This window comes from Hymenobacter elongatus (assembly GCF_004745955.1).
Lineage (GTDB): Bacteria > Bacteroidota > Bacteroidia > Cytophagales > Hymenobacteraceae > Hymenobacter > Hymenobacter elongatus.
On record NZ_SRLD01000002.1, the window covers coordinates 46,691 to 60,054 of the forward strand.

The following is a 13,364-nucleotide window of genomic DNA, read 5'->3' on the forward strand; positions in this document are numbered from 1 at the left end:
GCCCGCATGCAACGCACCGGCCCCTACCCGACTCTCTAGGGTACTTCGCGCCGCCAGCGCCTACCGGAAGCGTTGTTTTTGCCGGAGAAAGGATTTATGTTGAAATTTACGGGCGGCTTTCTGCGTTTCAGAAGTCGACTGGCTTCGGCGAATGGCTTTTCAGCCTTTTGCGGGGCATTACCCTCTTTGATTCCATGATTCACTTCATTCGTTCGTCGGCCCGCGTGGCCCTGCTTGGCATGGGTTTGCTGGCTGGCACAGTTAGTACTGGGTTTGCCCAGTTGGGCATTGGCCGCCCGGCCGGCCGTCAGCTTGTCGATGGCATCATTGTGAAGGTCGATAACCAGATTGTGCTGCGCTCCGACCTGGAAAATGCCTACGCCCAGCAAGTAGCCCAGGCCGAGGGCAAACCTCTTCCTGCCGATTTGCGCTGCAAAATCCTGCAAAGTATCGTGCTCAACAAGCTGATGCTGGCCAAGGCTGAAACCGACTCCGTGGTGGTAGAAGATGCTCAGGTGAAGAATGAGTTGGAGCGCCGCATGGCTTATTTCGTGCAGCAGATTGGCTCGGAGAAAAAGCTCGAAGAGTACTACAACAAGCCCCTCAAGCAGCTCAAGGACGACTTGCGCCCGCAGGTGAAAGAGCAGCTGATTCAGCAGAAAATGCAGGAAAACATTGCCGGCAAAGTCACTGTGACGCCGCGCGAGGTACGCCAGTATTTCAGCCGCATTCCCAAAGACAGTCTGCCGTATTTCTCTACTGAGGTTGAGGTAGGCCAGATTATTAAGCTGGCCCAGGTGAACCCCAAGGCCAAGCAGGAAACCATTACCAAGCTCAACGACATTCGCGCCCGGATTCAGGCTGGCGAGAGTTTTGAAACTCTGGCTAAGCAGTATTCCGAAGATCCGGGTTCCGGGGCCCAGGGTGGCTATCTAGGCTTTTTCAAGCGCCGGGAATTAGTACCTGAGTATGAAGCAGCATCCTTGAAGCTGGAGCCCGGTCAGATGTCGCCCATCGTAGAGTCGCAGTTTGGCTTCCACCTGATTCAGCTCATTGAGCGCAAGGGTGAAACCTACAGCACCCGGCACATCCTACTCAAGCCCACCGCCGGTGGCACCGACGTCAACGAAGCGGCCGGTCAGCTTGGCAAGCTGCGGCGGCGTATTCTGGCCGACAGCCTCACTTTTGCCAAAGCCGCCAAGGATAACTCCGACGATAAGCTTACCAGCGGCAACGGCGGTCTGCTGGCTAACCGCCAGGACGGTGGCAGCTACCTGCCCCTCGACAAGCTGGACCCGGCTATTTTCTTCACCATCGATACCATGAAAGTGGGCAATATCACTCCGCCTCTGCCCTACCGCACCGACGATGGCAAGGACGCGATGCGCATTATCTGGCTGAAGTCGAACACGCCCCCGCACCAGGCCAACCTGAAAGACGACTACCAGAAAATATCCCAGGCGGCGTTAAACGAGAAGAAAAACAAGGCGCTGGACGAGTGGTTTGTCAAAAATCGGGGCTCCGTATACCTCGAAGCCGATCCGCAGTATGTCGACTGCAAGCTGCTGGACGCCGTATATTAAAGCGTGATAGGGTGAAGTGGTGAAATGGGGAGGTTGATGTTCGGCGAGTGCCTACCAGCACCGGCGCAACGACAACTCTCCTTTTCACCACTTCATCTTTTCACAAATTCACTATTTCACTACCAGATGCGCACCTTTTCTTCCGATAAAGAAGCCGCCGATGCGCTGGCTGCCTCCTATCATACGTTGCGCCAGGAAATCGGCAAAGTTATTATTGGGCAGGATGAGGTTGTTCGGCTGGTGCTCACGGCGGTTTTTTCGCAAGGCCACTGCCTCCTGGTTGGCGTACCGGGCCTGGCCAAAACCTTGCTGATTCAGACCATTGCCGACTCACTCGACCTGTCTTTCAACCGGATTCAGTTCACGCCCGATTTGATGCCTTCGGATATCGTGGGCTCCGAGACGATGAATCAGCAGCGTGACTTCCAGTTTGTGCGCGGGCCGGTATTTGCCAACATCGTACTGGCCGACGAAATCAACCGCACACCGCCTAAAACGCAGGCGGCGCTGCTGGAGAGCATGCAGGAATATGCCGTGACGGTAGCTGGGCATCGCTACGCGCTGGAGCGCCCGTTCTTCGTGCTGGCCACCCAGAACCCGATTGAGCAGGAAGGCACGTATCCGCTGCCCGAGGCGCAGCTCGACCGGTTTATGTTCAATATCTCCTTGGACTACCCCAGCTACGAGGCCGAGCTGCAAATCGTAAAAAACACTACCTCCGATAAGAAGCCGGTAGTCAGCAAAATCCTGCACGCCGACGATATTCAGGCTTTTCAGCACCTGGTGCGCCGCGTGCCGGTAGCCGACAATGTAGTGGAATACGCCGTGAGCCTGGTACACAAAACCCGGCCCAACACGGACCGAGCCGCTCCCCGGGTGAATCAGCTGCTGGAGTGGGGCGCCGGGCCACGAGCTTCGCAGCACCTCATCGTGGGGGCCAAGTGCAATGCCTTGCTCAACGGCAAGTATTCGCCCGATATTGAAGATGTACAAGCTATTGCGCTGCCTATTTTGCGTCATCGGCTGGTGCGCAACTTCAAAGCCGAAGCTGAAGGCATCAGCATCGACCAGATCGTAAAAGAATTATTGTAGGGCGCTTTTCCGCAGCCAGCAGGTACTGGCAGCAGGCCCGCAGCCGTGACCTACCTGCCCACAGTGCCGGAGGCACAAAACACTCGTTACCCACTACACAACACATGGAAGTTCTTGGCTACTATCAGCAGTTCGAGCGTAACATCGGCATCGTTCTCGATGCATTGCGTTCCGGTCTTGATTTGCGCACTACTCCGTTAGAAATCTCCCTCCCTTTGGAAGTCTACGTTCTGTGCGAGGTACTGAACGAAGGCGGGGCCCAGTACCGCCTGAACACGGAAGGGCTGGCCCGGCTGCCTGAGTTTGAAGAGCAATATCTGCGGCAGGAGGCCGAAACCGAAGCGCTGATGCGCCGCGTGCTGGAAGATAAAAAGTCCTTTATGCGCACGCCCGAAGGCCGGGTGCTGACGAAGGAGATGCTGATTCGCCGCTTAGAGTACTTCAACGAGACGGCCCGACTTGTAAACGTGATGCGCACACAACAGTCTTTGGGTAGCCCCGTGCAGTACAACCATCCCCACTTGAGCACCGGGGTAGCATTGAAAAAATAGGAGGCCAACAGATTTACAACATGCAAAAGGCCACCCATGCGGGTGGCCTTTTGCATGTTGCCAGGTGCCAGGTAGCTTCACCAAACAATGTCGTTATCTGCTCTGTAGTAAATAGCTATGGGATGGAAAGCAGGCGTAGTCGGTGCTGGCGAATTGCCGCTTGCGGCGACCTCCCATCAACTTTCCGTTCGGGGTTTACGTGTAGCAAAAGCTGTTTCGGCCATTTCCTTATGAGTATTGCTGCCCTGCCCTTAGCTCCTGCCCGCACGCCTCTGCTCACTGCGCGGCTTGTGTTGCGGCCCTACGAACCCACTGATACAGCCGCTTTTTTCACCGTTATCGACCAGGAGCGGGAACGGCTCCGTCCAGCCTTTCCCACGCGCGTGGCAGCGGTACAAACCCTGGCCGACGCCCGGCAGGTGGTGGCTGCCTACACCCAGGACTGGCACACCCGGCGCCTGTTCGTTTTTGGCATCTGGCACCGCTCAACTGGTGCTTACCTGGGCGATATTAGCCTCCGGCCGACCTGGCACCGGGAGGTGACGGCCGAAATCGGCTACTATCTTAGTGCCACTGCCGAAGGCCAGGGGTATGCCTACGAAGCCCTGGCGGCAGCGGTAGCATTTGGGTTCCAGGCCCCGCTTGGTGCCGCCAGGCTCACTATCCGCTGCTATGCTACCAATCCACGCAGCTCAGTGGTGGCCGAGCGGGCTGGGTTCCAGCGCTTGCCCGCCCGGCCGCGCCTGTGGCCGTTGCGTACCCCGGCCGAAATTCATTATTACAGCTTATCCAGCGCCAACCCAATTGAATAGTATACTCCTATTTACTGCGGCGGAGGGTGGTCAACAGGAAATCCTGGTTGAAATTGATGTACAGCGCGAAAGAGAAGTCAATTGCCTTGTTGGCAAGGTCATACAAGGGTTCGAAGCGCGTGGTCAGCACCAGATTATCGGCGAGCTGATAGTCGCGCAGAACACGCAGAATCAGTAGTTTCCGGTGGCGCTCCGTATAGTCCGGGTTGCTTACGGTCGAGGAAATGGACCTGTATAGTCGGCCGCCGAGCGGCGCGTAGAACCCGTTGCCCTGCCAGTAAGCCAGTTGCAGATTAGACAGATGAGTGTCGACCCCCGCGTTCAGATAGAGGCCGTAGCCTTTGGTAAAAGCCAGCTCCCGGGTAAAGGAGTAGTCGATAAACTGGGTTACGTATCCATCAAAATGTACCGCCCGGAATAGTTCGGAAGGCAGTTTTTTCCGGAGCCGCACGCCACTGGCTAGGTTGAAAATAGTCTGTAGTGGCCGGTCTACAGTATCAATCTGCCCGCCGCGGTGGGTGCCGGTAAACTGAAACGGAATACCCAGCCGCCAGCCCAGTGAGTCCTCATACACTGTGGCCTCGGCTGCCAGCCCGCCTGCTACCTCTTCCTGAAAGTTGCTGAAGCGGTACTGCTGCCGCTGCCAGTCCACCCAAGCATCCAGTTTGAGGCGGCGCGTGGTGAACTGGTACTGCGAGCCTTCTTCCAAAGGCCGGGTCATCACCCGCTCGAAGTCAAACAGCGGCTCGATGTAGCCGTGCTGCAGGTTGCCCTGAATGTTGCCCAACAGAATCCGGTGCGGCCCATTCTCATAAATAGCCGTGAACAAAGGCCGCACCTGTCGCAGCCGGTCGGTGCCATAATCTTTCAGCAGAAATACTCCGGCTTCGAGTCGCAGCTTCGGGCTAGGAAAGTACACCAGCCGGGGAGCGAACTGCGCCCCGTAGTACGTGCGGCCCTCATCGATCTTATTGAAGTACTCGTTGTCCTTATTGAACAGCAGCGCCCCAACATCAAGGCGTAGCTGCTGGTCGTATTCGGGCTTGATGGTGACAGGCCGCGAGAAGGCCCGGTTGTTCAGTTGAGCTCCACTCTCGGAAGCCGCCGTCAGGATAAAAAACAAGCCAATGACCGTCGTCCAACCCCGTTTTGGCTGGCACTCAGGCACTAGCTTTGACAAAAATTTTAGCATCTTGTGTTATTCCGAAATTCAGCAAATTTTTTTAGCATTGCGGGGACAAAATATAGTCCGCTGCTGTTACCCATTGCCGACCAAGAACACCCCGCTTCGGATGCCGTAAAAGGCCCTGGCGGATTGTTTTAGCGGCTCAAAACGCCTACATTCACCAAACCTAAGCATTTATCCCTAACCCCATTCTAATGGCTGCACCCACCACTGATAAAGCTGCCAATACCAACATCGAGAAGATGAAGGCGCTTCAGCTCACGATGGATAAGCTCGACAAAGCTTATGGCAAAGGCACCGTCATGAAGCTGAGCGACAACAAAGTGGTCGATATTCCGGCCATCAGCACCGGCTCTCTCGGCCTGGACATTGCGCTTGGCATCGGCGGACTTCCCCGTGGCCGGGTCGTGGAAATCTACGGACCGGAATCGAGCGGTAAAACCACGCTTACGCTGCATTGCATTGCCGAAGCCCAAAAGAAAGGCGGCATTGCAGCCTTCATCGACGCCGAACACGCCTTTGACCGCGCCTACGCCGAAAAGCTGGGCATCGACACTACCAACCTGCTGATTGCTCAGCCCGACAACGGTGAGCAGGCGCTGGAAATCGCCGACCACCTGATTTCCTCGGGGGCTATCGACATCATCGTCATTGACTCCGTGGCTGCCCTGGTGCCGAAAGGCGAGCTGGAAGGCGACATGGGCGATTCGAAGATGGGTCTGCAGGCTCGCTTGATGAGCCAGGCTCTGCGGAAGCTCACCGGTACCATCAACAAAACTGGCTGCTGCTGCATCTTCATCAACCAGCTGCGCGAGAAAATCGGTGTAATGTTCGGTAACCCCGAAACGACCACCGGTGGTAATGCCCTGAAATTTTACGCTTCGGTACGCCTCGACATTCGTCGGATCGGCCAGATCAAGGAAGACAAGGACAATGTGACCGGCAACCGCACCAAGGTGAAGGTGGTGAAGAACAAAGTAGCGCCGCCGTTCAAGGTAGTTGAGTTCGACATCATCTACGGCGAAGGCATCAGCAAAGTCGGCGAGATTCTCGACCTGGGCGTCGATATGGGCATCATTGCCAAGTCGGGCTCCTGGTTCTCCTACAACGGCAACCGCTTGGGCCAGGGCCGCGAGGGTGTCAAGCAGATTTTGCTGGACAACCACGAGCTGGCCGACGAAATCGAGCAGAAGATTCGCGACATGGTGAAAGGTGAGCCCGTTGCGGCGCTGGCAGCCATTCCGACCGACGAATCGACGGACGAAGACGACGAATAGATTGAATTTTCCCTGTTGAAAAAAGCCTCCCTGCTTCGGTAGAGAGGCTTTTTTTGTACTTATCCCGCTCTGCCAACTTTCTGACAAGGAACTCAATACGCCCATTTGCGTTCCTTTTGCCGAAGTACGATGCGAGTTTATGCGGTTACCGGTATCTTTGCTGGCATCTGTTTTGAATAAGCACCGGCTAACACCATTTTGCCGTTTTCCATGAACCGTCGCTGGCTCCTGCTTTCCCCGCTGCTTCTCTCCCTCTGTGCCCTGCTGTGGTCGTTCACTACGGCCTCAAACGTGCGCAGTGTCCCCAATAACAGCTTTACGAGAGGCGAAGTGCTGCGCTACAAGGTGCATTATGGCCTCATCAACGCCGCTGACGCCACCGTGGAGCTTTCCGATGAGATTCACCGCGTGAATGACCGGCCCTGCTTCAAGGCGACTGTAACGGGCAAAACGACCGGCTCCTTCGACTTCTTCCTGCGCATCCGGGATACGTGGCGCTCTTACATCGACACCACCAGCATTCTGCCGCAACGTTTTTTTCAGAGTATTGAGGAGAATAGCTTCCGCAAAAAGGAAACGATGGACTTTGACCATCACAAAAATATGGTGCAGGTAGAAACCCGCCGTAAGCAGGACCCGCCAAAAAAAGGCTCCTTCAAAACGCCCGACAATATTCAGGATATCGTGAGCGGCTTCTACTTCCTGCGGACGCTGAACTACGACAACCGTAAAGTAGGCGAGGTTATCCGGGTGCAGGGCTTCTTCGACGATGAGGTCTTTAATATGGACGTTACCTACAAAGGCCGCGAAACGGTGGAAACCAAAGCCGGCACCATCCGCACGATACGGCTGGTACCCAAGATGCCGGACAACAAGCTGTTCCGGGGTGAGAATGCCATTTCCCTGTACCTCTCCGACGACCGAAACAAGATTCCGGTCATGATTCAAGCCGAAATGTTTGTTGGCTCCGTGAAAGTCGATATGTATAAATATCAAGGCTTGAAAAACCGATTGAATCTGGTCCCCAACAATTGATTTTTCTTCTGTAAAGCGACTCCGCAAGAGTCGCTTTTTTTATGCCCTTCTCCCACTCCTTTCCGTTGATGCTGATGTTGCTAGCCTTGTTCTCAGTAGCCGCTCATGTGGCAACTAGCTGGTCTTTTTTCTGCCCTATACTTCGGGGCAACTAGTGGTACCCACATCCGCAGTTCACAAAAAGGTAACACCGGCTGCTGCCCGGCAGCCGGTATTTTTGTCGTCGCGCATCTTCTTTTACCCTCAAACCCCACGGCCCGTGCATCCTACCCCTTCCCCCAACGCCTACAAGATTCTGGTAGTCGACGATGACCCGGATATCGTGGAACTGCTGGAGTATAACCTGCGCAAAGAAGGCTACCACGTAGCCAGCGCCCCCGACGGCCGCAAAGCCCTGGAAATCGCCCCGCCGTTTGGCCCCGACATTATTCTGCTCGACGTGATGATGCCCCACCTCGATGGTATCGATACCTGCCGGCAGCTGCGCGCCATGACGCGCTTCAAGGAAACCTACATCATATTCCTGACGGCGCGGGCCGAGGAATTTTCGGAAGTCGCCGCCTTCGATGCCGGAGCCGACGATTTTATTGCGAAGCCCATCAAGCCCCGGGCCCTGATGAGCCGCCTGGCTGCCTACGTGCGCCGCGACCATGATACCCAAGCCGTTTCGGAAACCATTGAAATCAACGGCCTGACCATCGACCGCACGGGTTTCGCCGTGTTTCAGGAAGGCCGGAAAATCTCCCTGCCCAAGAAGGAGTTTGAGCTGCTGGCTTTCCTGGCCGCTTCGCCCCATAAGGTATTCGGGCGCGAAGAGCTGCTCCAGAATATCTGGGGCAATGATGTGTTTGTGCTGGCCCGCACCGTGGACGTGCACGTGCGCAAAGTGCGCGAGAAGGTCGGCGACCACCACATCCAGACCATCAAGGGCGTTGGCTACAAGTTCAACGCCGACTAGCTTTTTCTGTGCCCACACCTCACCAGCGACTGTCATCCTTCTTTTCCTGGGATGACAGTCGTATTTTTATATCCCACCCTTTCCCCGTGTTCCGCGTGAATCTTTCGTCCCGCACTATTGCCAGTCTTATTGCGCTGCTCGTGGCGGGAGCCCTCACCACGTTTGCCTGGATAGCGCCAACGCTGCCTTTTCGCCAAGCGGTGCTGGCTACCGGCATCACGGTAGCGGCGTGCTTTCTGTTGGTGTATCTGTCATTTGAGGCGCTGATTTTTCGGGAAATCAATAACATCTACGCCGGTCTGGAGAACATCAAGCGCAAGGAATTCCGCCGAATGTCCAACAAGTTTCTGTTCCGACCGGAGCCTCTCAAGCGCATGCGCGACGAGATTCTGGAAATGGCCGAGCGGAAGCAGCAGGAAATCGACGAGCTCAAGCGCCTGCAGGTGTTGCGGCGGGAGTTTCTGGCCGATGTATCGCACGAGCTGAAAACGCCCATTTTCGCGGCCCAGGGCTTTCTGCATACCGTGCTCGACGGGGATATGGACGATGAGTTTCTGCGGCAGAAATTCCTCAACAAAGCCGCCACCAGCCTCGATACGCTCGATGCGCTGGTGCAGGATCTGGTTACCATTTCGCAGCTGGAAAAAGGAGTGGTCCGGATGCGCCGGCAGAGCTTCGATCTGGTAGCGCTGGTGGAGGAGATTTTTGAGCAAGTAGAATCAAAGGCCACCCAGCGTAGCGTGACGCTCGAATTGTTTCCGCCCGCGCTCCAGGCACAAGCACTGCTGGTGCTGGCCGACCGCAACCGCATCCGGCAGGTGCTGATTAACCTGATCGACAATGCCATCAAATATGGTAAAGACGGCGGCCATGTTACCGTCAGCCTCATCGAATCGAGCAAAACAGTGCGGGTAGCGGTGCGCGACGACGGAGCCGGCATCCCGAAGCAGCACCAAAACCGCATCTTCGAACGCTTTTACCGCATCGACAAAAGCCGCTCCCGCGACTCGGGCGGCTCGGGCCTGGGGTTAGCTATCAGCAAGCATATTATTGAAGCCCACAAGTCGGTAATCAGGGTGCGTAGTGAGGTCGGGGTGGGCACCACGCTGGAGTTTAAGCTGCCCAAGCCCCGGGGTCCCCGCACCGCCGCCGAAGTAAGTGCGCCCGAAGCCTAGGCTTCCCAAGACTTCGGCGTACCTTTGCGGCCCGCTATGAAGCATGTAGATTTTCAAGACCTGATCCTGTTTGAGGACGACGATTTCGTGGTCATCAACAAGCCGCCCTTTCTGGCCACGCTCGACGAGCGGGTTGGCGGGGCCCCCAATATTCTGCGCATGGCCCGCGAGTATTCCGCCGATATGCAGGCCTGCCACCGCCTCGATAAGGAGACTTCGGGTGCCCTGGCGCTGGCCAAAAACCCGGAGGCCTACCGCCATTTGGCTATGCAGTTCGAAAACCGTGAGGTCAAAAAGCTCTACCACGCCGTAGCCTGGGGCGCGCATCAGTTCGACCACAAGCTGGTCGACCGCAGCATCGAGACTACCACCAAGGGCAAAGCCCGGCTCGCCTACAAAGGCAAGTCCGCCGAAACCTACTTCACTACTCTGGAGTCTTTTGCGCGGCACACGCTGGTGCAGTGCGTTCCTGTCACGGGCCGCATGCACCAGATCCGGCTGCATCTGATGTATCTGCAGGCTCCAATTGTGGGCGACGGACTCTACGGGGGCGAGGAGTTTTACCTGTCTACACTGAAGAAGAAGTTTAATATGAAGGAAGGCGAAGCCGAGCAGCCCTTCATCAAACGCTTTGCGCTGCATGCTGCCAAGCTCATTTTTGCCCGCCTCAATGGGGAAGAAGTGACGGTGGAAGCACCCTACCCCAAAGACTTCCGGGTGCTGGTCGATACGCTGCGGCAGTACAGCTAGCGGCAGCTTCAGGCCACTGCTAGCGTCATGTCCTCGGCTTGCAACTTGCGCGCGCCTACCCGGTCCGGAGAGGTAAGTTCAAGGCTTTTAAGCGGATAATTCCGCCAATGCCTTTGTTTCGTAAGCAAAAGAAGGTAACTTTGTGTCCGTTTTTCCCGAACCCTTGCTGGGTTCTCTCTCATTTTCAAACGCTTACTCAACTCCCCAATGGATCATCTGAGCTTCAAGACGGTGTCCGTCAACAAAGCCAACGCCAACAAGGGCTGGGTCGTGGTTGATGCTGGTGACAATACGCTGGGCCGCCTGTCCAGTCAAATTGCCAACATCTTGCGCGGCAAACACAAGCCCTCGTTCACGCCCAACTCTGATTGCGGCGATTCGGTTATCGTTGTCAACGCCGACAAACTGCGCGTGACCGGTAAAAAGATGACCGAAAAAATTTACGTGTCGCACTCCGGCTACCCCGGTGGTCAGAAGCGCAAGTCAATGCGTGAGGTGATGGAGAAATCCTCAACCCGCGTTATCGAGCACGCTGTGCGCGGTATGTTGCCGCACAACCGTCTGGGCCGGGAGCAATTCCGTAGCCTGTTCGTGTACGAAGGTGCCGAGCATCCCCACCAAGCTCAGCAGCCCGCCGCTGTTGACATGAAGAACCTGTAAGCTACTCGTTAGCTGTCCTTTTTTCTCTAATTTTTCATTAATGGAAATCTCCAACACCTCTGGTAGAAGAAAAACCTCGGTGGCTCGCATCTACATGCAAGCCGGGCAAGGGAATATCACTATCAACGGCCGGGAAATGAAAGCCTATTTTGGCAATGAACTCCTGGAAAACATCGTGAACCAGCCTTTGAATACTGTCGAGCAGCTCGGCCAGTATGATATCAAGGTAAACGTGCGCGGTGGTGGCATCTCGGCCCAGGCCGAAGCCATCCGTTTGGCCATCTCGAAAGCCCTCGTAGGCGACAACGCCGAAGTGCGTCCCGCCCTGAAAAAAGAAGGCTTCCTGACCCGTGACCCCCGCATGGTGGAACGTAAAAAGTTCGGCAAGCGTAAAGCTCGTCGCTCGTTCCAGTTCTCGAAACGCTAAACCCAGAGGAACCTTATCATGGCTCAGTCCACCACCTATAAAGAACTGCTCGACGCAGGTGCCCACTTTGGTCACCTTACGCGCAAGTGGGATCCTAAAATGGCGCCGTACATCTTCATGGAGAAGAACGGCATCCATATTATTGACCTGAACAAAACGCTGGTTTCGTTGGAGCAGGCTGCTTCAGCTATCCGGAATATCGCCAAAAGCGGCCGGAAAGTACTGTTTGTAGCTACCAAGAAGCAGGCGCAGGAAATTGTAACCGAAGAGGCCAAGCGCCTGAAGATGCCATTCGTCACCGACCGGTGGTTGGGTGGTATGCTCACCAACTTCGCCACGGTTCGCAAGTCGCTGAAGAAAATGAGCACCATCGACAAGATGGTGAAGGAAAACACGGCCTACGCAGCACTTGCCAAGCGTGAGCGTCTCATGTTGTCGCGGGAGCGGGAGAAGCTGGAGCGTGTATTGGGTGGCATCGCCGACCTGAGCCGCCTGCCCGCTGCCCTGTTCGTGGTAGACGTGAAGCGTGAGCACATTGCCGTTAAAGAAGCACAGAAGCTGGGTATCCCAGTATTCGCGGTATGTGATACCAACTCGAACCCCGAGCTGGTAGACTTCCCAATTCCCGCTAACGACGACGCCTCGAAGTCGATTTCGCTGATCGTAGGTATCATCAGCAAGGCTATCGAAGAAGGTCTGTCGGAGCGCAAGGTTGACAAAGACGAAGCTGACAAGAAACAGTCGGAAGACGAAGGCATCAAAGAGAAATTGGCTGCCGACGAATAGTCTGATCATCTAATGAGAAGAGGGAACATGCGAAGCACTCGGCTCCGGTGTTCCCTTTTTCTTTAGGTACATCCCTCCTCTCTGCTTATTGAGAATCCTGTTTTGCCGGATTCTATTCTCGTAACATCACCTCCTCTAAATCTCACAAGAATGGCCGCAATTACCGCCGCAGACGTGAACAAGCTCCGCACCATGACTGGCGCGGGCATGATGGATTGCAAAAAAGCGCTAACCGAAGCCGATGGCGACTTCGAAGCTGCGCGTGACCTTCTGCGTAAGCAGGGACAGAAAATTGCTGACAAGCGTGCTGAAAACGAAACGTCGGAAGGCTTTGTAGCCGTGAACGTAAGCGAAGATGGCACTACGGGCAAGCTGGTAGCACTAGCCTGCGAAACGGAGTCGGTAGCAAAAGTGGCTAACTTCCGTGAGCTGGTACAGCGCATCCTGGATGCCGCCGTGCGTACCAACGCTGGCACGAAAGAAGACCTGTTGGCGACCAAAGAAGCCGACGGTCTGTCGGTGCAGGAGCACATCACCGATCTGATGGGCAAAATCGGCGAGAAGCTGGACGTAACCTACGCCACGCTGACGGCCGAGAAAGTTGCTTCCTACATTCACTCCGACAACAAGAAAGGCGTACTCGTAGGCCTGAAGAACGTGGGTGATGCTGACACCACGACCGTAGGTCGCGACGTAGCCATGCAGATCGTAGCCATGAAGCCCGTTGCCGTCGACAAAGATGGTGTTGACTCGGCAGTAGTAGAGCGCGAAATTGAAATCGGCAAAGAGCAGGCGCGTGCTGAAGGCAAGCCCGAGGCGATGCTGGAGAAAATTGCGCAGGGCAAGCTCAACAAGTTCTACAAGGACAACACCTTGCTGAACCAGGAGTTCGTGAAAGATGGCTCGCTGACCATCGCTCAGCTACTCGACAAGACGTCGAAAGGAATGACCGTAACCGACTTCAAGCGCGTGGCTATTGGTGCCTAAGTTGTAGGTTAGTTGTAATGAAAAGCCCCGCTGGCGTTAAGTCAGCGGGGCTTTTTTGTTGCCATCTTCAGCATACCATACATGC

Annotated in this window: 14 protein-coding genes; 13 read left to right on the forward strand and 1 reads right to left on the reverse strand. The window is 55.6% G+C overall.

Annotation, left to right across the window (positions count from 1 at the left end; translation table 11 throughout):
- Window positions 1–194: 194 nt before the first annotated feature.
- The 4 genes from E5J99_RS01580 (at window position 195) to E5J99_RS01595 (ending at window position 4,038) form a co-directional block, all read left to right on the forward strand.
- Window positions 195–1,583, forward strand: a complete 1,389-nt coding sequence (locus tag E5J99_RS01580; RefSeq protein WP_135495966.1) for a peptidylprolyl isomerase — start codon at window positions 195–197, stop codon at window positions 1,581–1,583.
- Window positions 1,584–1,709: 126 nt separating this feature from the next.
- Entirely contained in the window at window positions 1,710–2,675 is a 966-nt protein-coding gene (locus E5J99_RS01585; protein WP_135495967.1) for an AAA family ATPase, read from the forward strand.
- A 104-nt stretch (window positions 2,676–2,779) separates the two neighbouring features.
- On the forward strand, window positions 2,780–3,226 hold the full coding sequence (locus E5J99_RS01590) for a hypothetical protein (RefSeq protein WP_135495968.1): 447 nt from the start codon (window positions 2,780–2,782) through the stop codon (window positions 3,224–3,226).
- Window positions 3,227–3,456: 230 nt separating this feature from the next.
- The gene (locus tag E5J99_RS01595) at window positions 3,457–4,038 is read left to right on the forward strand and encodes a GNAT family N-acetyltransferase (RefSeq protein WP_167851930.1); all 582 of its coding nucleotides are present in this window, start codon (window positions 3,457–3,459) and stop codon (window positions 4,036–4,038) included.
- 7 nt (window positions 4,039–4,045) lie between these two features.
- On the opposite strand, the gene E5J99_RS01600 is transcribed toward E5J99_RS01595, so the two are convergent.
- The gene (locus tag E5J99_RS01600) at window positions 4,046–5,218 is read right to left on the reverse strand and encodes a hypothetical protein (protein WP_135495970.1); all 1,173 of its coding nucleotides are present in this window, start codon (window positions 5,216–5,218) and stop codon (window positions 4,046–4,048) included.
- A 200-nt stretch (window positions 5,219–5,418) separates the two neighbouring features.
- Here E5J99_RS01600 and recA point away from each other — a divergent pair, with 200 nt between their 5' ends.
- The 9 genes from recA (at window position 5,419) to tsf (ending at window position 13,279) form a co-directional block, all read left to right on the forward strand.
- Complete coding sequence (gene recA / locus E5J99_RS01605; RefSeq protein WP_135495971.1) at window positions 5,419–6,501, forward strand: recombinase RecA; 1,083 nt, start codon at window positions 5,419–5,421, stop codon at window positions 6,499–6,501.
- A 210-nt stretch (window positions 6,502–6,711) separates the two neighbouring features.
- Window positions 6,712–7,536 carry a DUF3108 domain-containing protein gene (locus tag E5J99_RS01610; RefSeq protein WP_135495972.1) on the forward strand — a complete coding sequence of 275 codons (825 nt, stop codon included), beginning with the start codon at window positions 6,712–6,714 and terminating at the stop codon, window positions 7,534–7,536.
- 259 nt (window positions 7,537–7,795) lie between these two features.
- On the forward strand, window positions 7,796–8,494 hold the full coding sequence (locus E5J99_RS01615) for a response regulator transcription factor (RefSeq protein ID WP_135495973.1): 699 nt from the start codon (window positions 7,796–7,798) through the stop codon (window positions 8,492–8,494).
- A gap of 95 nt (window positions 8,495–8,589) precedes the next feature.
- Window positions 8,590–9,669: a sensor histidine kinase gene (locus E5J99_RS01620; protein WP_135495974.1), complete on the forward strand. Its 1,080-nt coding sequence runs from the start codon at window positions 8,590–8,592 to the stop codon at window positions 9,667–9,669.
- Between the two features lie 36 nt (window positions 9,670–9,705).
- Window positions 9,706–10,419, forward strand: a complete 714-nt coding sequence (locus E5J99_RS01625) for an RluA family pseudouridine synthase (RefSeq protein ID WP_135495975.1) — start codon at window positions 9,706–9,708, stop codon at window positions 10,417–10,419.
- A 207-nt stretch (window positions 10,420–10,626) separates the two neighbouring features.
- The gene (gene rplM, locus E5J99_RS01630; protein WP_135495976.1) at window positions 10,627–11,079 is read left to right on the forward strand and encodes a 50S ribosomal protein L13; all 453 of its coding nucleotides are present in this window, start codon (window positions 10,627–10,629) and stop codon (window positions 11,077–11,079) included.
- 40 nt (window positions 11,080–11,119) lie between these two features.
- A complete protein-coding gene (rpsI, locus tag E5J99_RS01635; RefSeq protein ID WP_135495977.1) occupies window positions 11,120–11,506 on the forward strand; it encodes a 30S ribosomal protein S9 in 387 nt (128 codons plus the stop codon).
- Between the two features lie 18 nt (window positions 11,507–11,524).
- Entirely contained in the window at window positions 11,525–12,292 is a 768-nt protein-coding gene (rpsB, locus tag E5J99_RS01640; RefSeq protein WP_135495978.1) for a 30S ribosomal protein S2, read from the forward strand.
- A 150-nt stretch (window positions 12,293–12,442) separates the two neighbouring features.
- On the forward strand, window positions 12,443–13,279 hold the full coding sequence (tsf, locus tag E5J99_RS01645; RefSeq protein ID WP_135495979.1) for a translation elongation factor Ts: 837 nt from the start codon (window positions 12,443–12,445) through the stop codon (window positions 13,277–13,279).
- Window positions 13,280–13,364 lie beyond the last annotated feature (85 nt).